Origin of the sequence: Burkholderia sp. 9779_493, assembly GCF_015712215.1 — a bacterium.
Lineage (GTDB): Bacteria > Pseudomonadota > Gammaproteobacteria > Burkholderiales > Burkholderiaceae > Burkholderia > Burkholderia cenocepacia.
The window spans coordinates 14,578-38,628 of the sequence record NZ_JACCQA010000036.1; the positions used below are offsets into that span (position 1 = coordinate 14,578).

Here is a 24,051-nt window from a genome sequence, read left to right on the forward strand (position 1 = left end):
CCGCTCGCCTTGTTTCCGCCAATCTCAATGAGTACACTGAATCTCATTCAGTACACGGAATGAAGATCGGGCCGCATCCCCGGCGGCACCGTCCCGAAGGAGACAAGGAACATGTTTCTCAAGAACGCGTGGTACGTGGCGTGCACGCCTGACGAGATCGACGGCAAGCCGCTGGGCCGCAAGATCTGCAACGAATCGATGGTGCTTTACCGCGCGACGGATGGCCAGGTCGCCGCGCTCGAGGATTTCTGCCCGCACCGCGGCGCGCCGCTGTCGCTCGGCTTTGTGCGCGACGGCGTACTCGTGTGCGGCTATCACGGGCTCGAAATGGGCTGCAACGGCAAGACGGCCGGCATGCCGGGCCAGCGGGTCGGCGGGTTTCCGTCGATTCGCAGCTTCCCGGCGGTCGAGCGGTACGGCTTCGTGTGGGTCTGGCCGGGCGATGCGTCCGAAGCCGATCCCGCCAAACTGCCGGCGCTGGCCTGGGCCGAGGATCCGGCCTGGGCGCACGGCGGCGGCCTGTATCACATCCGCTGCGACTACCGGCTGATGATCGACAACCTGATGGACCTTACGCACGAGACCTATGTGCATGCGTCGAGCATCGGCCAGAAGGAAATCGACGAAGCGCCGCCGAAGACGACGAGCCACGGCGACGAAGTCGTCACGAGCCGCTTCATGGAGAACGTGATGCCGCCGCCGTTCTGGCGGATGGCGCTGCGCGGCAACGGGCTCGCCGACGACGTGCCGGTCGACCGCTGGCAGATCTGCCGCTTCACGCCGCCGAGCCACGTGATGATCGAAGTGGGCGTCGCGCATGCCGGCCACGGCGGCTACGATGCGCCGGCGAACAAGAAGGCGTCGTCGATCGTGGTCGACTTCATCACGCCCGAGACCGACACGTCGATCTGGTACTTCTGGGGGATGGCGCGCAACTTCCGGCCCGACGATCACGCGCTGACCGCCGAGATCCGCGAAGGCCAGGGCAAGATCTTCGCGGAGGATCTCGAGATGCTCGAGCGGCAGCAGCGCAATCTCGAGCAGTGGCCCGAACGCACGCTCCTCAAGCTCAACATCGACGCCGGCGGCGTGCTGTCGCGCAAGGTGATCGACCGGCTGCTCGCGGAAGAAAACGCGGCGCGCCCGCAGCGGCCCGCGATTCCGGTCGCGCACGCCCGGGAGGCGTCATGAGCGACGCGACATTGACGGTCCGGGTCGCCCGCAAGTGGCACGAAGCACGCGACATCTGCGGCTTCGAACTGGTCAGCGAGGACGGTTCGCCATTGCCGCGCTTCGACGCCGGCGCGCATATCGACGTGCATCTGCCGGGCGGGCTCGTGCGCCAGTACTCGCTGTGCAACCACCCGGAGCAGCGCGATCGCTATCAGATCGCGGTGCTGCGAGAGGCCGACGGCCGCGGCGGGTCGCGCGCGATTCACGACGAAGTCCGGCAAGGCGATACCGTGCGGATCGGCCTGCCGCGCAATCAATTCCCGCTCGCATCCGATGCGCCGCACCATCTGTTGCTCGCCGGCGGGATCGGCGTCACGCCGATTCTGAGCATGGCGGAACGGCTGTGCTCGGCCGGCATCCCGTTCGACATGCATTACTGCGCGCGTTCGGCCGATCGCATGGCCTTCGTCGAGCGGATCAACGCGGCCGGGTTTCGCGATCGCGTCCGCTTCCACGTCGACGACGGCGATCCCGTGCAACGCTTCGAACTCGCTGCCGCGCTGGCGGGTGCGCCCGACGGCACGCATCTGTACGTATGCGGCCCGCGCGGCTTCATGGATGCGGTGCTGAACGCCGCACGCGAGCGCGGCTGGGGAGAAACGCGGCTGCACTACGAGTTCTTCGGCGGCGCGGTCGTGTCGTCCGGCGCCGATCGCGCATTCCAGGTGCGGATCGCGAGCAGCGGCAAGGTGATCGACGTGCCGGCCGAATGCACGGTGATCGCGGCGCTGGCGGCGCACGGCGTCGACGTGCTGACGTCGTGCGAGCAAGGCGTGTGCGGCACCTGCCTGACCCGCGTGCTCGAAGGCGAGCCCGATCATCGCGACGCGTATCTGACCGACGACGAAAAAGCAGCCGGCGACCAGTTCATGCCGTGCTGCTCGCGATCGCGAACCGACCTGCTGGTACTCGATCTGTAGATCCGCGGGCGGGCCGCCCGGCACGCGGCGGCCAATCACCATACTGGAAACGATCGATGGCCCATCCTGCCCGGCCATCAATCAAAAGATCGCGCCCGGCGCGTGATCGAGCGATTGCTGCTGCAGCCCGAGCGGGCTCGACCCTCGCACGCCGGCCCCCGCCCATCGCTCGACTCAATCGGCGAGCCGGCAATGCGACAGCTTCAGCCCCGGCAGCACCGGCGCATCGATATAGCCTTCGTTCACGCAACTGAAGCGGAACGCCGCCGACGTGACGAACGGCTTGATCTCGCCGCCGGGAAATTTCGGCTTCAACGCGTCCTGGTCGGCCACGTCGAAATGCGTGTCGAACTGCTCGCCGTCGGCCGTCAGCGCGCCGAAGTACGTGCCGCCCGGGTCGCCGCCCATCCGGATCACGGCGCCGACGAACGTGAGGCGCTTGCCGTCGTACTTCGTCTTCGCGGCGGCCATGTCCTGCGTGTAGGCCTCGATCACGGCGCCGTAATGCGCGTCGATCGCGGGTTCGGCGGCCGAGGCCGCGCAAGCGGCCGGGTGGACGGCCGCCAGTAGCGTGCAGGCCGCGAGCGCGGCCGCCGCGAACGGCGCGGAAATCTTCTTCAAGGGTGGTCTCCCGTCTAGCGTGGTGGTTGAAGTCATCGAAGCCCGGCGCAACGCCGGTTGAATTCGCTTCCGTTGCTTTAATCGTTCGAATGGCGGTACACGGCTGCGATCACTTCATCGCCCGCACGCTCGCGCGCGGTGCGTGGCGTCGCGCGAAACGCGACGTGACAGGAAGATGACATGGTGCGGCCCCCGGCTCTCTCGTTGAATTTCACTGCGTCTGATTTTGGCCGCTACGGTAGCAGACGGCCGACGGGCCGGCAACCGAGCGCCGCACGTGGCCGGCCATCCTATTACAATTGCAAATGATTCTCATTACATATATCATGCGCACCCTGGTCGCCACGCAATGCCGCGGCCCGCAACACGATCCTTAGCATTCCTCTTCCTGCATCGATTCATGCCATCCCGTCGAACGCCCTGCCGTGCCCGGACCACACGTCCGTGGCGCACGCGCCTGCCTGCCCTGCTCACCCTGTGCGTCGCGAGCGGCGCGCATGCGGCCGGCGCCGAACCCGTTGCGCCCGCACCCGACGCCGCGTCGGCCGCCGAACACGCGCTCCCGGCGATCAACGTCAGCGCGTCGGCCGCCGTCGATCCAACCGTCGGCTATCAGCCGCGCACGACGAGCATCGCGGGCGGCGACGACCGCGCGCTGAAGGAAATTCCGCAGTCGGTCGCGGTGGTCAGCAGCAGCGTGATGCAGGACCAGCAGGCGCGTTCGCTCGACGACGTGCTCGGCAACATCAGCGGCGTCACGCAGACGAACACGCTCGGCGGCACGCGCGACGCATTCATCAAGCGTGGCTTCGGCTCGAACAACGACGGCTCGGTGCTGGTCGACGGCGTGCGCACGCCGGTGCTGCACAGCTATCTCGCGACGATCGATCGCGTCGAAGTGCTGAAGGGCCCGGCTTCGCTGCTGTACGGCATGCAGGACCCGGGCGGCGTGATCAACCTCGTCACGCGCAAGCCGGAAGACACGTTCGGCGGCTCGATCTCCGCGTCGCGCACGAGCCACGGCGGCAGCAACGCGCAGTTCGATCTCACGGGGCCGCTCGGCCGCCCGGGCCAGGTCGCGGGCGGCACGCTCGCCTTCCGGCTGACCGGCGAATACGACACGAGCCGCTACTGGCGCAGCTTCGGCCGCGAACGCAACGCGTTGATCGCGCCCGCGCTGTCGTGGCACGACGCGAACACGTCGATCGACGTCAGCTATCAGTACGTCGACTACACGATGCCGTTCGACCGCGGCACCGTGCTCGTGAACGGCCGGCCGGACGATGCGCTGCGCTATCGCCGCTACGAGGAGGCGTGGTCGCAAAGCAGCGGCATCCAGGAAACGCTGCGTACCCGCATCGAGCACCGCTTCTCGGATGCATGGCGCGTGCGCGCCACTTACGGCTGGGGCCGCGACCGCTACGATCAATTCATCACCCGCGCCACCGCGTTCAACAGCAGGACCGGCGCGCTGACGCGCTCGTCGGATGCGAACCTCGGGCGCAACGATTCCGACCAGATCGCGACGCTCGGCCTGCTCGGCAACGTGACGCTCGCGGGCATGCAGCACGCGATCTACGTCGGCGGCGAATACGAGCGGCAGCGCAGCTTCCGCGGCGACACGATCCGCGGCAAGGCCACGACGGGCTTCAATCTCTACGATCCCGTGTACGGGCTGCTCGCGCCGGGCGGCGTGCCGAACCCGAAGCAGAGCGATTCGCGCTCGGTCGTGCATGCGTATTCGACGATCGTGCAGGACTCGGTGAAGATCACCGACCGCCTCACCGCGGTAGGCGGGCTGCGCTGGGAGAACTGGCAGCAGGAATCGGGGATGGGCCGGCCGTTCGTGTTCGCCGACCGCTCGCGCGGCAGCGTCTGGCTGCCGCAGTTCGGGCTTGCGTATGCGCTCACGCCGGCGCTCACCGCCTATGCGAACGTGAGCCGCTCGTTCAAGCCGAACGTCGCGTCGAACGTCGCGGCGCCGCTCGCGCCGGAATACGGCCGCGTGCTCGAGGCCGGGCTGAAGTTCAGCCTGAAGCCCGCGATCACGGGCACGCTCGCCGTGTACCAGATCGACAAGCGCAACGTCGCGGTCACGGTCGACGACATCACGTCGACGATCGGCACCGCCCGCTCGCGCGGGATCGAGCTCGACGTCGCCGGGCAGATCACGCGCCACCTGAGCGTGATCGGCAGCTACGCGTACACGAACGCGAACGATCGCGACAGCAACACGCCGCTCGTCAACGTCGCGCGCCACACGGGGAGCCTGTTCGCGGTGTACGACACGGCCATCGCGAACCTGCCCGGGCGCTGGCGCTTCGGCGGCGGCGCGCGTCTCGTCGGCGCCCGCTCCGGCGACACCGCGAACAGCTTCACGCTGCCCGGCTACGTGAGCGTCGACGCGTTCGCGGCGTACGAAACGACGATCGGCAAGTTCCCGACCCGCTTCCAGCTCAACGTGAAGAACCTGCTCGACAAGACCTACTATCCGTCGAGCAACAACAACCTGATCGTCGCGGTCGGCGAGCCGCGGCTCGTCACGCTGACGACGACGGTATCGTTCTGACGTCCGCGCGCGGCCGACGCCGGCGCAGCAGCCGTCGGTCGCGCAACGCCTGCCGCCTTCACGTCGCCGCGCAACGCGGCGGCGCCCGCCTCGCGGTCAATCATCGGGCCCCCGAATAGCTCCCATCCGATATCGCGATTTCCGGTATCGATCGCGCGCCCCTAGACTGGCTACGCGATGGCGACGCAGCGCTGCGGCACGGCGATGCAGCTCGCCCCCACAAAAACGATCTGGGAGAGCTCGATGTCCGACCGGCATGCGCGCCGTGACGCACTCAAGACACTTGGCCTCGCGGCCGGCACCGCCCTGCTCGCGGCGACGCGCCCCGCGCACGCCGCGGCGCCCGACACCGGCACGCTGCTGCCCGGCGGCGCCGCGCGCCTCGCCGACCTCACGCGCCGCCTCGCGGCAACCCCGCGACGGCGCGACTTCAAGACGGTGCCGATGATCCTCGAGCGCCCCGACCAGTGGGACCACGCGGCGCTCACCGAAGTCATCGGCTATCGCGGCGGCCCGAAGCAGGTGTGGGACAACACCGAGCTCGGCGGCCCGTGGCTGAACCTGATGCGCAATTCGCTGAACGCGCAGATCTGGTCGTACGGCCATCCGGATTTCCTCGTCGTGTCGGCCACTCACGGCAGCGCGCATCTCGCGCTGTTCGATCGGATCGCGTGGGACAAATACGGCCTCGCGAGATTCGCCGGCGCCGCGTTCCCGACCAACACGCTGCTCGACGCCAAGCCGGCGCAAGCGAAAGGCGCACAGGGCCACGAACTACCGGACGGCGCATTCTCGTCGCATGACAACAGCATCGCCGCGCTGCAGCAGCGTGGCGTCGTGTTCCTGTCGTGCCACAACGCGATCTGGGAACTCGCGGAACGGCTCGACGGCGCGAATGCGAACCCCGACAAGCTGCCGCTCGACGCACTCGCGGCCGACCTGACCAACCACGTGATTCCGTCCGCGATCGTCACGCCGGGCGCGGTCGGCACGCTGCCCGAGTTGCAGCAGGCCGGTTTCACGTACGCGAAATGAGCACCGCGATGACCTCGATCCGGATGAAACCGCCCCGGCAATCGTCCACGGCGCGCCGCCGCCCGCGCACGCCGCGCGCCGTGCTGGCCGCGTGGCTGTGCTGCGCCTCGGCGCTTGCGCTCGCCGCCCCCGCCGACACCGATGCACGCCTCTTTCCGCCGTGGCAGGACGGCCGCAACAACGACGCGATCCATCGCGGCCTCGAATTCACGGTGCCGCAAGTCGACGTGCTCGCCGATTTCCACGGCGACCTCACCGCGCCGAAGCTCGTGCTGTACGTCGGCGGCAATTACTTCTTCGCGATGGCGCCGCTCGTCGCGAAGTTCGAGGCAGACCATCCCGAGTATCGCGGCCGCATCTACTGGGAAACGATTCCGCCCGGCCTGCTCGTCAAGCAGATCCACGCGGGCGGCACGATCACCGTCGGCAACATGACGTGGACGGTCAAGCCCGACGCGTATTTCGCGGGGCTCGGCAAGATCAACGACCTGATCGCGGACGGCACGCTCGCGGGCCCGGCCGTGCCGTACGTGACGAACCAGCTGACGATCATGGTGCGCGCCGGCAATCCGAAACGCATCGCGTCGCTCGGCGATCTCGCGCGGCCCGACGTGGCGCTCGCGATGCCGAACCCGGCCTTCGAAGGCGTCGCGCGGCAGATCCGCGCGTCGCTCGTGAAAGCCGGCGGCGACGCGCTCGCACGCGCCGTCTACGACGACAAGGTGCGCGCCGGCACGGCCGAGCTCACGCATATCCACCATCGGGAAACGGCGCTGTTCCTGATGCAGGGCCGCGCGGACGCGGGTGTGCTGTGGCAGTCCGAAGCGGCGTTCCAGGAACAGGTCGGGCATCCGCTGATGCACGTCGACATTCCGGCCGAGCAGAATACGACGGCGATCTACGCAGGCGCGATGGTGAAGGACGCGCCGCACCCGGAAGCGGCGCGTGCATGGCTCGCGTTCATCCGGTCGCCCGAAGCGTTCGGGATTTTCCGGCGCTACGGCTTCGGCCGATATGATGCGAACCAGCCGACGCCGCATCTCGCGCCGGCGCAGGACGTGCCTGCCGCAAGCTGACGGTCCGGCCGCTGCACGGCGCGCGCGCCACATACACAACAAGGAGGGGACACGTGAACGACAGGGTCGCTATACGGCGAGAACCATCGCGACGCCGGTTCGCACCGCTGCTGCTCGCCGCGGCCGCGCTGCTGGCCGGCCACGCGCACGCGGACGACGCGGCGTCCGGCAAGACGATCGCGACACAAGGCACGGCGACGGGCGTCGCCGCCTGCATCGGCTGCCACGGCAGCCAGGGCGAAGGCAACGCGGCGGCCGGCTTCCCGCGCCTCGCGGGCGCGAACGCCGCGTACCTGTCCGCGCAGCTCGCCGCGTTCGCGGACGGCAGCCGCCAGAATCCGGTCATGCAGCCGCTCTCGAAACTGCTGTCGCCGCGCGAGCGCGACGCGGTCTCCGCGTACTTCGCAAGCCTGCCCGCGCCGGCCGGCGTCTTCACCCCCGACGACGCGTCGATCGATCCGGCGAACACCGGCGCGTGGCTCGCGACGCGCGGGCGCTGGTCGCAGGGCCTGCCCGCGTGCGCGCAATGCCACGGCCCCGGCGGCCTCGGCGTCGGCACCGCGTTTCCGCCGCTCGCGGGGCAGCCGGCCGCGTATCTCGCCGGCCAGTTGCACGGCTGGCAACACGGCACGCGGCCGCCCGGGCCGATGGGATTGATGCCGATGATCGCCGGCAAGCTGTCCGACGCCGACATCGACGCGGTGGCCGCCTACTATGCACGCGGCGGCGCCGCGCAAGGAGACAAGCGATGACCGATCGCACGACGCTGATCCGCCGCGCCCGCACGGCGCTGCTCGGCGCGGCCTGGCTGCCCGCGCTCGCGTTCGGGGCGACACCGCAGGACGCACCGGCCGCCGCTTCCGCCACCCCGCCCGCGCCCGCCGCCGCGCCGGCGGCGAAACCGTTCACGCCGCCGCCCGAATCCGCGATCCCCGCCGACGACTTCGGCAAGACCGTCAGGCTCGGCGAGCAGATCTTCCTGCACACGCCCGCGTTCGCGGGCAAGTACGTCGGCAACAAGCTGACCTGCGCGAGCTGCCATCTCGATGCGGGCCGCCGGCCCGATTCGAGCCCGATGTGGGCCGCTTACCTGCTGTATCCGGCGTACCGCGCCAAGAACGGCCACGTGAACACGTTCGCCGAGCGCCTGCAGGGCTGCTTCCGCTACAGCATGAACGGCAAGGCGCCGCCGGCCGGCGATCCGATCCTGGTCGCGCTCGAAACCTATTCGTACTGGCTCGCGAAGGGTGCGCCGGTCGGCACGAAGCTGCCGGGCCAGGGGTTCCCGAAACCGCCACCGCCGGCGCAGAAGGCCGACTACGCACGCGGCGCGGCCGTCTACACGCAGCACTGCGCGCTGTGCCACGGCGCGGACGGCCAGGGCCAGTCGAGCGGCGGCAAGCCGGTGTTCCCGGCGCTGTGGGGCGCGCGCTCGTTCAACTGGGGCGCGGGGATGGGCGACATCCGCAACGCGGCCGGCTTCATCAAGGCCAACATGCCGCTCGGGCTCGGCGGCACGCTGACCGATCAGGAAGCGTGGGACGTGGCAACCTTCATGGACAGCCACGAACGCCCGCAGGACCCGCGCTTCACGGGTTCCGTGCAGGACACGCGCGCGAAGTTCCACGATTCACCCGACTCGATGTACGGGCGCAGCGTGAACGGGCGCGTGCTCGGCGCGCCCTGACGATCAGGCCGCGCCGGTCGATACGGTCCGCGCGGCCGGCGCGGTCACGGACGCCAGCGATACACGACGATGCTCGACCCGTTGTAGTTGTCCTTCGTGATCACGTACTCGCCGGTCGAGCGCAGGTATGCGCGCACGCCGTACATCGAATCGACGTCGTTGCCGACGTCCATCGCCGACGGGTTCGAGTTCGTCAGCGTCGTGACGAACGCACCGGTGTTCAGGTCGAATATGTCGATGTTCGGCACCGTGTGCACGTAGCCGACGAACAGGTAGTGGCCGGCCGCCGCGATCGATTTCGGGTTCGCGCTCGTCAGGTTGATCACCGGGTTCGGCGTGCTCGTGTTGCCGTTCTTCCAGCCGTGATAGACCTCGATGTGCCCGTTCATCGCGGTCCAGTCCCAGTTGCCCGCGAGGCCCTGCGCAAGAATCATCGTGTCGCTGTCGGCCTGGTAGATGATGCGCGTCACGGGCGCCACGCTGCCTGGCACGGCGGTCGTCACCGGCTTGCCCCATGACGGCTTGCCGGTCGTCGGGTCGAAGCCCGTCATCGGGTAGCGCGTGATCGCGTTGGAGCCGTTCAGTCCGGCCCACACGTCGCCGTTGCCGTCGATGTCGAAACCGGCCGTCACCTGCAGCGTCGTGTTGAACGGCTTGCCGGGCAGCGAGCCGGCCGGAATCGCGATGTAGCCGCTCGCGGTGTTGAAGTAATAGAAGTTGAAGTTGCCGGGGTTCTGGCCCGACGCAACGAGGATCCGATTGCCGCCGACCGTCACGAGCTGGCCGAAGTGCTGGCCACGCTGATAGTCGTTCATGTCGAGGCGCGGGTCCTTCGGATAGGTGAACGGATCGACCGTGTTCGCGACGAACGTGCCGCCCGCGGTGCCCGTATACACGTTGTTGCCGCTGAAGAACAACGTGCCGTCCGTCGCGGGATCGGGCGCGGCGATCCCCTCGAAGTTCAGCGCCTGCAGCTTCCATTGCAGCGTGCCGACCGGGCTGTACGAATGCAGATCGGTGCTGCCGTTGCGGCCGAGATCCCAGCCGCCGCCCCAGGCGTTGTTCAGCACGTACAGGTTGCCGGCCGCATCCTTGCCGAGCGCCGCGACGCGCGTGAAGCGCTTGTCGCCGACCTGCCCCTTGATGCCCGTCGTCGTGTCGAGATAGCCGCCCTGCACGCCGAACGTGCCGACCTGCACCGGCAGCCCGGGCAGCCCGCCGTACACCTTGATGTTCATGTCGGGCCCTTCGTCGCCCACCATCAGGCGGCCCATCGACGCATCGAAGTACAGCGACGCCGGCCGCGCGCCGGCCGCCATCTGCAGCGTGTTCATCGCCGTCCCGGTCGGACTGAACTGCGCGACGACGCCCGCACTCTTGCGCGCGACCCACAGGTTGCCGGCCGCATCGAGCGCCAGCGCGCCGGGCCCCGTGACGCCGATGTCGCGCTGCCACACGCCATCGGTCGTATAGACGCGCACGCGGTTGCCGTAGAAGTCGCTCACGTACAGCAGGTTGCCGCCCGTCGCGAGGCCCGTGATGACGTCCGCATACTGGATGCCCGTCCACGTGCTGACCGGAATGCGCAGGTCGCGCTGGTTGGTGCTGCGGTTGTAGCGGCCCACCGAGCCGCTGCCGAACGTGCGGTTGTAGCCGAGCGCGACGAACAGCGACGTCGAATTGCCGGTGATCGCGCCGCCCTGGAATTCGTCGTGGATGCCGATCGTGCCGAGCGGCTGGCCGTTCTGGTAGATCGCGACGCCGCCCGCGTTCTCGTCCCAGCGCGACGCCGTGTAGATCACGCCTTCGGGCGCGACCCACATCGAGCGCGCGCCGTTGCCGACGTGCGAGGCGAGCGTGCCGTAGGTGTTCGCGAGCCAGTCGGTCGAGTATTGCGCCTGCGCGTGGCTCGCCGGCGCCAGCATCGCCATGCACATTCCCAGCAACACCGCGCGGATTTGTTTCATTGACATGAATAATGCTCCCAGACGAACCATGGTCGACACTGTAAATCGCGGCGCATGAAATATTGGTGATTCAGGCAAATGCGCATTCGCCGTTACCCCGAATTATTCACTGCACGCCTTTTGCCGTCCGGCGCTTTTTCGTCAATGATCGAAAAATCTGCGAACCCGCGCCACGACGGCCTGCCAGCCACGCGGTCGCGGCGCATTCCCCGGCATTTTCTTCCGGGTCATCCAATGCCAATGCGTCATTTTTTCTGATATGAGCGCATTGCTTTTTTCATTCCCCGGCGATCGTTTTGATTATTACAAATAGAAATTAAAATGAAAGGGAAAAAATATTATCCGGCGAGCCCGGCGTTTGCGATTTCGTGCAAGGAAGGGAAAACAGGAAGGAAAGCGGAATGCAGCGGGGAAAGCCGCGCGCCGGCCGTACCGGCACGCGGCGGCGATCGTTCAGTTCGCCGGATCGAGCGTCGGGCCATCCCAGCCGTCGACGTATTTCGGCAGCGCATCGACGACGTCGAGCACGCGTTGCCGGTAGAACAGATGCATCGTCGGCTGCAGGTGGCCGGGCAATGGCCCGCCGTGCGCCCGCGCGGTCAGGCTGTTCGGCACGACGCGCATGCCGAGCCGGTTCGTCCCGAACACGATCTCGCCGCACGCTGCGCACCACGTACGCGCCATCGACTTCGACGGATGCGGAAACGTCGCGTGGCCGCCGTCGATCGTCACCTGCTCCGGCGGCCATGCGGTCGCGGACAGCATCGGCGTGCCGTAGAAATCGCGGCAGGTCGCGCAATGACAGTTCGCACGCGCGGCCGGCTCGCCGCGCAACGTGACGGTCACGGCGCCGCACAGGCAGCGCGCGGAAAGCGTTCGGGTCATGTCGTCTCCTCGAAAAGCGAGGCGACAGTATAGAAGCATGCATGCAACGTGACCCGCATCGGCCGCGGGCCCCGTTGCACGCGCAACGACCGCCGCGTCAGAACTTCTGGCGCAGCCCGAGGCTCACGATCGCCTGCGAGCGCGAATCGGACGAGTGACCGTTCGCCTTGTCGGACACCGACGCGGTCGCGGCCACCGGCCGGCCGAGCGCGTCGAGCGTCGTGCCGGACGCATGCTGGTACGCGCCGAGCAGGTACACGCTGGTGCGCTTCGACAGGTCGTAGACCGCGCCGAGCGTGACGTTGTGATACTGCGCGCGGTTGTCGATGCCGTCGACGTCGCTGCCGCGCGTGTAGCTGTAGCCGGCGAACAGCTGCGTCTGCGGCTGCACGTTCCAGCGCGTGAACACGCCGGCGACGTTGAACGTCGCATGGCCGGAAAACAGCGACTGCGCGCCGCTGCGGTACTGCACGTTGCTGTAGTTCACGCCGACGACGGCCGGCCCGAAGTCGTACGTCGCGCCCGTCGCGATCACCTGTTGCGACTGCGCGCTCGCGTAGCCTTCGTTGATCGACGAATTGAACAGGCCGTCATCGGTGCTCTGCCACTTGCCCGCCGTCGGATCGGTCGCGCCCGTCTTGCTGTTGTCCGAGCGCTCGTAGCCGACACCCACGCGCAGCGGCCCCGCCGCATACGCGGCGCCGACGCTCCACGTGTTGCGCTGCTTCATGCTGCCCGGTTGGCCGCCGAAGCCGTACAGCGCGCCGAACGTGAAGCCCGAGTAGTTCGCGCTCGTATATTTGATCGCGCTGTCGACGCGCGCGGTCTGGTCGAGATCGTCGATGTCGCCCGGGTGCGCGCCGAAGCCGCCGATGAACGACGATGGGCCCACCGGGCTCACGAAATCGTCGAGCGACGTGTACTGGCGACCGAGCGTGATCGTGCCGTAGCGGTTGCTGCCGAGCCCGACGAACGCCTGCCGGCCGAACTGGCGGCCGCCCTGGCCGGACGTACCGTTGGAGATGTCGAAGCCGTTCTCGAGGACGAACAGCGCGCGCATCCCGCCGCCGAGATCCTCGGAACCCTTGATGCCCCAGCGGCTGCCGGACAGGTTGCCGGTCGTGAGGCCGACGCTCGAGTGCCCGGTGTACGCGCCCGCCGAGCCGACCCGCTCGTTGCTGCGATAGGTCACGCCCGCGTCGACGATGCCGTACAGCGTGACGGAGCTTTGCGCGGCGGCGATACCCGCGAGCGAGAGCAGCAGCGGCGCTGCGATCAGTTGCTTGTTCATGTTGTATGTCTCCGGGCGGTGAGCCCGTTGTTCTGGCTGGCTGTTTGCGAGTGGCGCGCGCGGGCGCCGACATCCGCCGGCGGTGCGAGACCGGCGACGTCCACGCGCGACGACGCGGCGGGCATGCCCGCTGCGGCCGGTATGGTAGTTGGAACCGGTTTCGTTCCAAAGCGGAATAATGACAACAGTTTCTTGTCGAAATTGAGATAGTTCGGGCGTGGCCGTCGCCGCTCACTGCCGCGCCTGTACAGCGAGGGCCGACGCCCCCGATAATCGAACGCGCGCCCTCCATCGGGAGTTCATTCATGCATGAAACGACCCTGCTGATCTTCGCCGCCGTCGCATTCGTCGGCATCGCGACACCCGGCCCGACCGTGCTGCTCGCGCTGACCAACGGCTCGCGCTACGGCGTGCGCCGCGCGGCCTACGGTTTCGCGGGCGCGATGCTGTCCGACTTCGTGCTGATCGTCGCGGTCGCGCTCGGGCTCGGCGCGCTGCTGATGGCGTCGGCGTTCTGGTTCTCGGTCGTGAAGTGGCTCGGCGCCGCCTACCTCGCCTATGTCGGCATCCGGCTGCTGACGTCAAAGGGAGCGCTCGACGTCGCGGCCGCGCAACACGGCACGGCAACCGAGCGCAACGCGTCGATCTTCGCGAAAAGCTTCCTGACCGCGGTGACGAACCCGAAGGGTTATCTGTTCTTCTCCGCGTTCCTGCCGCAGTTCCTCGATCCATCCGCGCCGCTCGCGACGCAGTACGTCGCGCTCGCGGTCACGTTCGCGCTGCTCGACGGCGTCGTGATGTTCGGCTACGCGCTGCTCGGCGCACGCGCGGTGCGGCTGTTGAAACGCGCGGGCGCGCTGTGGCTCGAGCGCACGTGCGGCGCGATGCTGCTCGCACTCGCCGGTTCGCTGGCGCTGTACCGGCGCCATGCCGCGTAGGCGCCGGGCTCGATGAAAATCGCCACGCCGCCGCGCGCCGGTTACCCCGGGCTGTCGCTCAGGCAACTCGAACGCGCGGATCTCGATGCGTGGTACGCCTACCTGTCGAATCCCGACGTTTTCCGCCACACGAGCTGGAACCTGCGCTCGCCCGACGATCTGCTGCCGCTGTTCGACAACATCGAATCGACCGATCCGGATTCGATCCGGCGTCTCGCGATCGTCGACACCGCGTCGGGCGCGCTCGCCGGGACAGTCGGGCTGCATACGGTGTCGACCGTGAACCGCTCGGCGGAAATTGCGTACGACCTCGCGCCGTCGCACTGGGGGCGCGGCATCGCGAGCGCGGTGTGCGAAGCCGTCACCGCGTGGGCGCTCACGCACGGCGGCTTCATGCGCATGCAGGCGGTCGTGCTGACCAGCAACGCAGGCTCCGCGCGCGTGCTGCAGAAGTGCGGCTACCGCTACGAAGGGTTGCTGCGCGCCTACAAGATGGTGCGCGGCACGCCGGGCGATTTCGCGATGTACGCACGCCTCGCGACCGACTGACGTGCCCGCCGCGGCATCGCGTGCCGATGCCGTGAAGCGATTGCACGACCCGATTGCACGGCCCGCGCCGAATTGGCGACAATCGCCATTCCCCACATCGACTTGCCGCCATGAAAATCGCCGCGCTGTCCGACATCCACGGCAACCTCGCCGCGCTCGACGCGGTGCTCGACGACGTCCGCCGCCGCGGCGCCGACGTGATCGTCAATCTCGGCGACATCGTGTCCGGCGCGCTCCATCCGGCCGAAACGGCCGACCGCCTGATCGCGCTCGACCTGCCGACCGTCAAGGGTAATCACGAACGGCAGTTGCTCACCGGCGAGCGCGACGCGATGCGGCTGTCGGATCGCTGGGCGCACGACACGCTGCGCGCCGACCAGTTCGACTGGCTCGCCGCGCTGCCCGAACGCCTGACGCTCGACGGCGACGTGCTGATGGTGCACGGCACGCCGGCCAGCGATCTCGTCTATTTCCTCGAAACGGTCACGCCCGACGGCTGCCGCGCGGCCACGCCCGATGAAGTCGCGCAGCGCGCGGGCGACACGGCGGCGTCGCTGATCCTGTGCGGCCACACGCACGTGCCGCGCGCAGCACGGCTCGACGACGGCAGGCTGATCGTCAATCCGGGCAGCGTCGGGCTGCAGGCATATGAAGACGACCTGCCGCATCCGCACCGGATCGAGACGGGCTCGCCGCACGCGCGCTACGCGATGGTGTCGCGCACGGCGGCCGGCTGGAACGTCGAATTCCATGCGGTCGAATACGACTGGCACACGGCCGCCGCCACCGCGGCCGCGCGCGGGCGCGACGACTGGACCGTCGCGCTGCGCACCGGCCGCTGCTGACGCGCTCGCGCCGCTCGTCGTCCCGCTTCGCTTCGACTACCGGAACACCAACACGCCATGCCCGCTCCATCGCAATTGCTCTTCCTGCCCGGCGCATCGGGCAGCACCGCGTTCTGGCAACCGCTGGCCGGCAGGCTCACGCATCCGGCCGAGCGGCGGATCGTCGCGTATCCGGGCTTCGGTGACACGCCGCGCGATCCAGCCGTCGACGATTTCGACGGTCTCGTGCGTCATGTGCTCGCAAGCGTCGACCGGCCGACCGCCGTGATCGCGCAATCGATGGGCGGCGTAATCGCGATGCGCGCGGCGCTCGACAAGCCGGATCTCGTCACGCATCTCGTGCTGACGGTCACGTCCGGCGGCCTCGACATGGCCGGACTCGGCGCGCAGGACTGGCGCGCCGGTTTCGCCGAGGCGAACCCGCGGTTGCCGGACTGGTTCATGACGTTGCGTGCGGACCTGTCTCAGGACATCGGCCGTATCGCGCAGCCGACGCTGCTGCTGTGGGGCGACGACGATCCGATCAGCCCGGTCGCGGCCGGCCGGCGTCTGCTCGAACGGCTGCCCGATGCGCGGTTGCACGTCGTACCGGGCGGCCGGCACGATCTCGCGGCCGTGCATGCGCAAGCGCTCGCGCCGCTCGTCGACCAGCATCTGCACCGCGCGTGACGTCGCTCCCGTCGTACGCCGCAGCACGCGCCCGACACGGCGACGCTCGCGCGCGGCGTCGCATCAGCCCGCGTTCCTCAGCGTCAACGTCGCTTCGAGCCCGCCGCCGTCGGGCCGGTTGCTCAGCGTGAGCGTGCCGCCCATCGCCAGCGCCAGTTGCCGCGCGATCGCGAGGCCGAGCCCCGTGCCGCCGGTATCGCGATTGCGCGACGTCTCCACGCGCCGGAACGGCTCGAACACCGCGTCGAGCTGGTCGTCCGGAATGCCGGGCCCGCGGTCGAGCACCGCGATCACCGCGCCGCCGTCCGGCGCCGCCCGCACGTCGATCTCGGCCGCGCCCGCGAACTTCAGCGCGTTGTCGACCAGGTTGCCGACGATGCGGCGCAGCGCCTTCGGCCGCGTGACGAGCGCGAGCGGCGCGCGGCTGTGCAGCGCGACGTCCTGCCCCGCATCCGTGTAGTCGCACACGATGCTGTCGAGCAGCGCGTCGACGTCGATGCGGCGTGCGGCTTCCTCGGTGCCGTGCAGCGTCCGCGCGTACGCGACGCCCTCCTTCACCAGATGCTCCATCTCCAGCAGGTCCTGGCGCAGCTTCGCGCCCTGCGTGTCGTCGTCCATCACGTCGACGCGCAGCCGCATCCGCGTGATCGGCGTCTGCAGATCGTGCGAGATCGACGCGAGGATCTGCATGCGCTCGGCCATGTACTGCGCGATGCGGTCCTGCATCGCGTTGAAGGCCCGTGCCGCGCGCGCGACTTCCGACGGCCCGTCTTCGCTCAGCCGCTCGCCCTTCAGGTCGGGGCCGAGTGCGTCGGCGGCCTGCGCGAGCTGCTTGAGCGGCCGCGTCGCGAGCCGCACCGCGAGCCAGCAGCACGCGGCCAGCACCGCGAGCTGCACCACGAGCACGGCCGGCAGCCAGCCCGACAGCGGCACCGTCGACATCGGATGAATGTCGATCGTCAGCGGCGAGCCGTCGGTCAGCCGCAGATGCACCTGCAGATGTTCGCGGTCGCCGGGGATCGAATTCGCGGTCAGCGGATAGTCGCCGCCGATGCCGTCCGAGATCGAGCGCTCGACGCGCGCCGACAGCCGCGCCTCCGGCGGCGTGCCGGTTTCGCCGGGCCCGAGGATGAATGCATAGCTGCGCCGTGCGAGGCGCGGCAGCCACGCGGTGCGCTCGGCGGGCGGCAGATGGTCGAGCAACGCGACCGAGCTCGCGACCTCGCGCTCGATGTAGCCCATCATCAGGTTCGTGGTCGCCTGGTCGCGCTCGGTCACGGTGAGCCAGAACGACAGCGTCTGCGCGAGCGCCAGGCCCACGCACAGGATCAGCGCGAGCCGCGCGAACAGCGAACGCGGCCAGCGCCACAGCGTGCGCGCGCTCATGGCGTACCGTCGACGGCGGTCACGGCCGACGAGAACACGTAGCCCTCGTTGCGCAGCGTCTTGATGTAGCGCGGCTCGCGCGCGCCGTCGCGCAGCCGCTGGCGCAGCCGGCTCACCAGCAAGTCGATCGAGCGGTCGAACGGGTCGGACTGGCGCCCTTGCGTGAGGTTGAGCAACTGGTCGCGCGTCAGCACGCGCTGCGGGTTGTCGAGGAACACGCGCAGCAGCCGGTATTCGGCGCCACTCAGCGCGACCAGCGTGCCTTCGGCGTCGAGCAGATGGCGCCCGGTCGTGTCGAGCTGCCATTCACCGAACGCGAGCAGCGCGGCCGTTTCCGTGACCTGCATGCCGGGCGGCAGCATGCGCGCGCGGCGCAGCACCGAGCGAATCCGCGCCAGCAGCTCACGCACCGCGAACGGCTTGGCCAGGTAGTCGTCGGCGCCCATCTCGAGACCAATGATGCGGTCGGTTTCCTCGCCGCGTGCGGTCAGCATCAGCACCGGTACCGTGCGGAACTTGCCGGCGCGCAGGTCGCGGCACAGCGTCAGGCCATCCTCGCCGGGCAGCATCAGGTCGAGCACGATCAGGTCGGGCGCGCCGTCGTCCAGCGCGTTGCGCATCTCGCGGCCGTTCGCGGCCAGCGACACGCGCATGCCGTTCTTCTCCAGATAGTCCGCGATCAGTTCGCGGATCGCGCGATCGTCGTCGACGATCAGCACGTGGTCGAGCTTGTCCATGAGTCGTTGCCGGTATCGGTGTCGGGGTTCGGGCGGGGCGATGTCCGCTTTTATACCGCACGGCGGGCACGCGTTTGTATCGCAATGTATCGCGGCGCCGCGACGACACACAACATTGCACACGCGCGGCTGGCCGGACACATCGCGGATACGTCGGCGCCGCCTAATGGGGCCTGTCGAAACCCGTCCGGCCGCCGCCCTCCCGCCGCGGCCCCAAAGATCAGGAGAACGCCATGCTGCCCCGCTTCAAGACCGCCGCCCTCGTCATCGCCCTCGCCGCCACAGCCGGGCTCGCCGCCTTCGCCGGCACCCGCGACGACGCGGGTGTGCAGGCAGCGCCGGCCGGCATGGCGGCGCCCGGTTTCACCGGCATCGACCGCTGGCACAACAGCGCGCCGCTGACGCTCGACCAGTTGCGCGGCAAGGTCGTGCTCGTCGATTTCTGGACGTATTCGTGCATCAACTGCATTCATACGATCCCGTACGTGAACGACTGGTATCGGAAGTATCGCGACCAGGGGCTCGTCGTGGTCGGCGTGCATACGCCGGAATATCCGTTCGAACGCGACGCGAAGAACGTGGCCGATGCGATCAGGCGCTTCGACATCCGGTATCCGGTCGCGCAGGACAACCGCTACGACACGTGGCGCGCATACGGCAACCAGTACTGGCCCGCGCTGTACCTGATCGATGCGAACGGCAAGATCGTCTATACGCGTTATGGCGAAGGCGGGTACGACAAGACGGAAGCCGCGATTCGCGGCGCGCTCGCGCAGGCGGGGGACGGGACGAAGGGTGCGACGCGCACGCCGTGACCGGGGCCGCGCGCGGGCTCGCCACGCGCCCGCGCGCGGCAGTCATGCGCTCATCCGCGCTTCGCGTCGGCCTCCGCCAGCATCGCCTCGCCGATCGCGAGCTGGCCGTCCGCGACCAGCGCTTCGCCCGCGCCGCGAATATCGGCCGCGGGCTTGTTCTGCCCGAGCTTGCGCTTGCCGACGAGCTGCGTGATCTCGATCTGCAGCCCGACGATCGCTTGCAGCATCGCGTCCATGTAGTCCTGCGGCGCGTCGCCCATCTTCCACGGCACCGGCTGCGACGCTTCGTGCGTGCGCGTCAGCCGCGCGACCACGCCTCGCACGAACTTCTCGTCGTCGCGCACCGTGATGCGGCCGTGCGCATGCACGACCCGGTAGTTCCAGGTCGGCACCTCCCGGTGCGTCGCCTGCTTGCTCGGATACCAGGTCGGCGAGATGTACGCGTCGCCCGCACGGAAGATCACGAGCACCTCGTCGCCGTCCGCGACGTCCTGCCAGACCGGATTCGCGCGGGCGACGTGTGCATGCAGCTCGCCGAGCCCGCCATCGCCCGGCATCAGCGCGAACGGGAGGTGGATCGCATCGAGCCCGCTCTTGCCGTGCGTGATCAGGCTGCCGAACGGGTGCTGCACGATCAGCTCGCGCAGCGCGTCCGGATTGGGTTCGTTGTAATCGGCGGGGATGTACATGTCGGCTCCACGGTCGTACGGGGTGGGAAAGGGGCGCGGGCGCAGGCCCGTCATGCGTCGATTGTGGCCTTAAACTGGTTTATCCTGTAGAGCCGGTTTGAAACAATTTCAGCAGACCAGAATCATGGCAAGAACGGCCCGGATCGTCGAAATCCCGTCGCTCGGCGCGCTCGATCGCGCGGCCGGCGACCTGAGCCGCCAGCTCGCGCAGGCGCTGCGCGATGCGGTGCGCCGCGGCGACGTCCGGCCCGGCGACACGCTGCCGTCCACGCGGCTGCTGGCGGCGTCGCTGCAGGTGGCGCGCGGCACCGTCGTCGACGCGTATGCACAGCTCATCGCCGAAGGTTTTCTCGAATCGCGCGGCGGTGCGGGCACGCGGGTCGCGCACGCGCTCGCGGAGCCGCCACCCGTCGACGAACCCGAACCACCCACCCGCCATCAACGCCCGGTACGCGACGCCCTGCCCGAACCCGCCGCCGCCTTCGCGCGGCTTGCCAACGAATTCAACCCGCTGCCGGCGATGCCGTTCGCGATCTCGGTGCCGCTCGGCCTCACCGCGCCCGACGACATCTGGCGCCGGCTCGGCAATCGCCTGCGCGCCCGCGGCGCCGGCGCGCCGTCCGGCTATGCCGATCCGCAAGGCGCGCTGCCGCTGCGCGAAGCGATCGCCGACTACGTGCGCCGGTCGCGCTCGGTGCGCTGCGATGCCGGCCAGGTCGTGATCACGAGCGGCACGCAGCAGGGGCTGCATCTCGCGAGCCAGGTGCTGCTCGGCGACACTGACCGCGCGTGGGTCGAGAATCCGGCCTACCGCGGCATCACCGCGCTGCTCGAAAGCACCGGGCGGCGCGACGCGATGGTGCGCGTGCCGGTCGACGCCGACGGCCTCGACGTCGACGCCGGCATCCGGCTCGCCCCCGATGCGCGCGCCGCGTTCGTCACGCCGTCGCACCAGTACCCGCTCGGCATGCCGTTGAGCATGGCGCGCCGCAATGCGCTGCTCGCATGGGCGCGCACGCACCGCGCATGGGTCGTCGAGGACGACTATGACAGCGAATTGCGCTACGAAGGGTATCCGTTCCCGTCGCTGCAAGGCCTCGCGCCCGATCGCGTGATCTATCTCGGCACCTTCAGCAAGATCCTGTTTCCATCGCTGCGGCTCGGCTACGTGATCGCGCCCGACGATCTCGTGCCGGCGTTCTGCGGCGCGCGCGTACTGATGGACCGCCACGCGCCGACCGCCGATCAACACGTACTCGCCGCGTTCATCGCCGACGGCCATCTCGACCGCCACATCCGCCGCGTGCGCGGCGTCTATGCGGAACAGCGCGCGCTGCTGATCGACACGCTCGGCGCGCGACTGCCGCGCGAGCGCGCGTGGGTGCAGCCGGGCGACCAGGGAATGCACGTCGTGCTGTGGCTCGCGGCCGGCATCGACGATCTCGACGTGGTCGCGCGCGCCGCCCGGGCCGGTGTCGCGGTGCGCGCGGTGTCGCCGATGTTCGCGCCCGGCACCGCGCGCCCCGGGCTGGTGCTCGGCTTCGGCGGATTCGGCCGCGCGCAGATGGAAGCGGCCGCGCAGCGGCTCGCGGACGTGGTTTCGTCGGTCGAATCGCGGCCCCACGGGCAGTAAAAGGTTGTCGGCGGGCAACAAACGTAATCGTCTGTAAATCCTGCAAGCAAACGGCCGTTTCGGCCGCCGGCGCGCGGGTTCCGTTTGCTAGGATCGCGCGTCTTCCTTCCGCGCCCCTGCCGCCTTGAATCGCTTCGTGCCGTTGCTCCGAGACGCGTGGCTCCGTTGCCGCGCCCGTGTCGCGCCATTCGCCGCCGCCTGCCGCACGCGCCTCGGTGCGCTGGGCGCCGGCGCGCTGCATCGTCTGCGCCATCCGACCCGGCGCGGCGTGGCGCTGACGTTCGCCGCGATCCCGGTGCTGGGCCTGCTGGTCCTGCTCGCGTTCGTTCCGTTCACGCCGAGCATCGGCGACATCCGCAAGGCGCGCATCGACCGCCCCGCGCGCGTGCTGTCGGCCGACGGCCAGCTGATCGCCGAGTTCCGGCCCGTGAACCGCGAATGGGTGCCGCTCAGGCAGATCTCGCCGCACATGGTCGACGCGCTGATCGCGACCGAGGATCACCGCTTCTATTCACATCACGGCATCGACTTGCGCCGCACGCTCGCGGCCGGCCTGCATACGTTCTCGGGCAGCCGCCAGGGCGGCTCGACGATCACCCAACAGCTCGCGCGCAACCTGTATCCGGACGAAATCGGCCGCGCGCCGACGCTCACGCGCAAGGTGAAGGAGCTGATCACCGCGTTCAAGATCGAAGCGGTGTACAGCAAGGACGAGATCCTCGAAACCTATCTGAATACCGTGCCGTTCCTGTACAACGCGTACGGCGTCGAAATGGCCGCACGCACCTACTTCGGCAAGTCGGCGAATCAGCTCGACATCGCGGAGAGCGCGACGCTCGTCGGGATGCTGAAGGGCAACAGCTATTACAACCCGGTGCTGAACCCGGAACGCGCGGTCCAGCGGCGCAACATCGTGCTCGGCCGGATGGCGCAGATGGGCATGCTGTCGCCGCGGCAGCTCGCGAAGCTGCAGCGCCAGCCGCTGCGCGTCGATTTCGAACCGCAGACGGCGCAGCCGGGCCTCGCGCCGCATTTCGCGGTGCAACTGCGCAAGTGGCTGATCGCGTGGGCCGACCGCAACAACTACGATCTCTACGCGGACGGCCTCGTCGTGCGCACGACGCTCGATGCGCGGCTGCAGGACATGGCCACGCAGGCGCTGACGCGGCAGACCGAACGGCTGCAGGCGATCGCCGACGGCGCCTGGCGCGGGCCGTCCGGCTGCGGGCTGCGCAACGACCTGTTCCGCGGCTTCATGCGCCAGACGCCCGAGTATCGCCAGGCGCGCGACACGGGGCTCGCCGACGTGGTTGCGCTGAAGCAACTCGGCGCGAATCGCGAATTCATGCGGGCGCTGTGCGAGCGCAAGACGCAGGTGCAAGCCGGCTTCGTCGCGATCGATCCGCGCAACGGCGCGATCCGCGCGTGGGTCGGCAGCCCCGATTTCGGCAGCGCGCCGTTCGATCACGTCGCGCAGGCGCGGCGCCAGCCGGGTTCGACGTTCAAGCCGTTCGTCTATGGCGCCGCGTTCGCGGACGGGATGCGGCCGGGCGACACGTTCGTCGACCGCCCCGTCGCGATCCCGATCGACGGCCGCGCCGTGTGGCGGCCGACCGATGCGGAACCGCCGACCGGCGAGCCGATGACCCTGCGCGACGGGCTGGCGCTGTCGCGCAACCGCATCACCGCGCAGGTCATGCAGCGCGAAGGCGCCGCGAAGGTCGCGCAGCTCGCCCGCGCGATGGGGGTGCGCGACAGCCCGCTCGACGCGGTGCCGTCACTCGCGCTCGGCACGAGCCCGGTCACGCTGAAAGAGATGGTGTCCGCGTACGGCACGATCGCGAACCGCGGCGTGTACGTCGCACCGCGGACGATCACGCGCATCGAGGATCGCGACGGCAAGGTGCTCGCCGCGTTCGGCAGCGCGCCGCCGGAGCGCGCGTTGCCGGAGGCCGCCGCGCAGACGCTCGTCGACGCGATGCGCGGCGTCGTCGACTACGGGACCGGCGCGGACATCCGCTCGCGCTACGGGATTCGCATCGACGTCGCGGGCAAGACCGGCACGACGCAGGACAACACCGACGGCTGGTTCATCCTGATGCATCCGCAACTCGTGGCCGGCGCGTGGGTCGGCTTCGACGACGGCAGCGTGACGCTGCGCAGCGACTACTGGGGCGCGGGCGCGCACAGCGCGCTGCCGATCGTCGGGTCGTTCTACGATGCGGCGCTGCGCGCGCGGGCGATCGATCCGCACGTGCAGTTCTCGCCCGACTTCCGGCCGCGCAGCGCACCGGCGCCGAGGCGGCGCGCGCAGCCGCATTCGGGCCTGTTCGACTGGTTGAGGTTCTTTCGCTGATCGGGGTGGCTGCGCGCCGGGCTACCGAGGCGTCGTCATCATGTGCCCGTCCGCGTACAGCCACACGGGCACGCCGTCGCGATCGTCATCGAACAGCGCAGCGTCGCCGAGCCGCGTGTAATGCGGCGGGTGCAGCACGGTGCCGTCCGC

General features: G+C 69.1%; 21 protein-coding genes. 14 read left to right on the forward strand and 7 right to left on the reverse strand.

The features are described 5' to 3' along the window. The first annotated feature begins 111 nt into the window (after positions 1-111). Entirely contained in the window at positions 112-1,191 is a 1,080-nt protein-coding gene (locus H0X95_RS28635) for an aromatic ring-hydroxylating dioxygenase subunit alpha (RefSeq protein ID WP_059720883.1), read from the forward strand. Then, entirely contained in the window at positions 1,188-2,153 is a 966-nt protein-coding gene (locus H0X95_RS28640) for a PDR/VanB family oxidoreductase (RefSeq protein WP_059720884.1), read from the forward strand. Before H0X95_RS28635 ends, H0X95_RS28640 begins: the two co-directional genes overlap by 4 nt. Before the next feature lie 174 nt (positions 2,154-2,327). On the opposite strand, the gene H0X95_RS28645 is transcribed toward H0X95_RS28640, so the two are convergent. Continuing rightward, positions 2,328-2,774, reverse strand: a complete 447-nt coding sequence (locus tag H0X95_RS28645) for a hypothetical protein (protein WP_006495154.1) — start codon at positions 2,772-2,774, stop codon at positions 2,328-2,330. Between the two features lie 400 nt (positions 2,775-3,174). On the opposite strand from H0X95_RS28645, the gene H0X95_RS28650 reads away from it, so the two are divergent. The 5 genes from H0X95_RS28650 to H0X95_RS28670 all read left to right on the forward strand — a co-directional run bounded on the left by H0X95_RS28650 (position 3,175) and on the right by H0X95_RS28670 (position 9,141). After that, positions 3,175-5,343: a TonB-dependent siderophore receptor gene (locus tag H0X95_RS28650; protein ID WP_034203291.1), complete on the forward strand. Its 2,169-nt coding sequence runs from the start codon at positions 3,175-3,177 to the stop codon at positions 5,341-5,343. Positions 5,344-5,586: 243 nt separating this feature from the next. Next, entirely contained in the window at positions 5,587-6,378 is a 792-nt protein-coding gene (gene tetH, locus H0X95_RS28655; protein WP_058903621.1) for a thiosulfate dehydrogenase, read from the forward strand. An 8-nt stretch (positions 6,379-6,386) separates the two neighbouring features. Beyond that, positions 6,387-7,454 carry a molybdate ABC transporter substrate-binding protein gene (locus H0X95_RS28660; RefSeq protein WP_034203466.1) on the forward strand — a complete coding sequence of 356 codons (1,068 nt, stop codon included), beginning with the start codon at positions 6,387-6,389 and terminating at the stop codon, positions 7,452-7,454. Positions 7,455-7,507: 53 nt separating this feature from the next. After that, complete coding sequence (locus H0X95_RS28665) at positions 7,508-8,206, forward strand: c-type cytochrome (protein WP_006493751.1); 699 nt, start codon at positions 7,508-7,510, stop codon at positions 8,204-8,206. Beyond that, a complete protein-coding gene (locus H0X95_RS28670) occupies positions 8,203-9,141 on the forward strand; it encodes a c-type cytochrome (protein WP_059720885.1) in 939 nt (312 codons plus the stop codon). The genes H0X95_RS28665 and H0X95_RS28670 overlap by 4 nt, the downstream gene beginning before the upstream one ends. Positions 9,142-9,185: 44 nt before the next feature. On the opposite strand, the gene H0X95_RS28675 is transcribed toward H0X95_RS28670, so the two are convergent. The 3 genes from H0X95_RS28675 to H0X95_RS28685 all read right to left on the reverse strand — a co-directional run bounded on the left by H0X95_RS28675 (position 9,186) and on the right by H0X95_RS28685 (position 13,284). Continuing rightward, on the reverse strand, positions 9,186-11,114 hold the full coding sequence (locus H0X95_RS28675) for an SMP-30/gluconolaconase/LRE-like region family protein (RefSeq protein WP_043204831.1): 1,929 nt from the start codon (positions 11,112-11,114) through the stop codon (positions 9,186-9,188). Positions 11,115-11,561: 447 nt separating this feature from the next. After that, positions 11,562-11,993: a GFA family protein gene (locus H0X95_RS28680; RefSeq protein WP_059720886.1), complete on the reverse strand. Its 432-nt coding sequence runs from the start codon at positions 11,991-11,993 to the stop codon at positions 11,562-11,564. A gap of 97 nt (positions 11,994-12,090) precedes the next feature. Continuing rightward, the gene (locus H0X95_RS28685; protein ID WP_006495147.1) at positions 12,091-13,284 is read right to left on the reverse strand and encodes a porin; all 1,194 of its coding nucleotides are present in this window, start codon (positions 13,282-13,284) and stop codon (positions 12,091-12,093) included. A 305-nt stretch (positions 13,285-13,589) separates the two neighbouring features. On the opposite strand from H0X95_RS28685, the gene H0X95_RS28690 reads away from it, so the two are divergent. From H0X95_RS28690 to H0X95_RS28705, 4 genes are all read left to right on the forward strand, one after another. After that, entirely contained in the window at positions 13,590-14,222 is a 633-nt protein-coding gene (locus tag H0X95_RS28690; RefSeq protein ID WP_059720887.1) for a LysE family translocator, read from the forward strand. A gap of 12 nt (positions 14,223-14,234) precedes the next feature. After that, positions 14,235-14,771: a GNAT family N-acetyltransferase gene (locus tag H0X95_RS28695; RefSeq protein WP_034203287.1), complete on the forward strand. Its 537-nt coding sequence runs from the start codon at positions 14,235-14,237 to the stop codon at positions 14,769-14,771. A gap of 110 nt (positions 14,772-14,881) precedes the next feature. Further along, positions 14,882-15,616: a metallophosphoesterase family protein gene (locus H0X95_RS28700; RefSeq protein ID WP_006490078.1), complete on the forward strand. Its 735-nt coding sequence runs from the start codon at positions 14,882-14,884 to the stop codon at positions 15,614-15,616. A 57-nt stretch (positions 15,617-15,673) separates the two neighbouring features. Next, entirely contained in the window at positions 15,674-16,285 is a 612-nt protein-coding gene (locus H0X95_RS28705) for an alpha/beta fold hydrolase (RefSeq protein WP_006490057.1), read from the forward strand. Between the two features lie 63 nt (positions 16,286-16,348). On the opposite strand, the gene H0X95_RS28710 is transcribed toward H0X95_RS28705, so the two are convergent. Both H0X95_RS28710 and H0X95_RS28715 read right to left on the reverse strand, forming a co-directional pair. Further along, entirely contained in the window at positions 16,349-17,671 is a 1,323-nt protein-coding gene (locus tag H0X95_RS28710; RefSeq protein WP_006490055.1) for an ATP-binding protein, read from the reverse strand. Then, positions 17,668-18,408, reverse strand: coding sequence for a response regulator (locus H0X95_RS28715; RefSeq protein WP_006490080.1), 741 nt, complete (start codon positions 18,406-18,408; stop codon positions 17,668-17,670). Before H0X95_RS28715 ends, H0X95_RS28710 begins: the two co-directional genes overlap by 4 nt. A 233-nt stretch (positions 18,409-18,641) precedes the next feature. Here H0X95_RS28715 and H0X95_RS28720 point away from each other — a divergent pair, with 233 nt between their 5' ends. Further along, a complete protein-coding gene (locus tag H0X95_RS28720) occupies positions 18,642-19,223 on the forward strand; it encodes a thioredoxin family protein (protein ID WP_006490070.1) in 582 nt (193 codons plus the stop codon). Between the two features lie 50 nt (positions 19,224-19,273). On the opposite strand, the gene H0X95_RS28725 is transcribed toward H0X95_RS28720, so the two are convergent. Then, entirely contained in the window at positions 19,274-19,912 is a 639-nt protein-coding gene (locus H0X95_RS28725; protein WP_006495144.1) for an FMN-binding negative transcriptional regulator, read from the reverse strand. Between the two features lie 124 nt (positions 19,913-20,036). Between H0X95_RS28725 and pdxR the strand changes: the two genes are divergently transcribed. Next, a complete protein-coding gene (pdxR, locus tag H0X95_RS28730; protein WP_059720888.1) occupies positions 20,037-21,545 on the forward strand; it encodes a MocR-like pyridoxine biosynthesis transcription factor PdxR in 1,509 nt (502 codons plus the stop codon). A 124-nt stretch (positions 21,546-21,669) separates the two neighbouring features. Further along, positions 21,670-23,901: a penicillin-binding protein 1A gene (locus tag H0X95_RS28735; protein ID WP_059720889.1), complete on the forward strand. Its 2,232-nt coding sequence runs from the start codon at positions 21,670-21,672 to the stop codon at positions 23,899-23,901. The last annotated feature ends 150 nt before the right edge of the window (positions 23,902-24,051 follow it).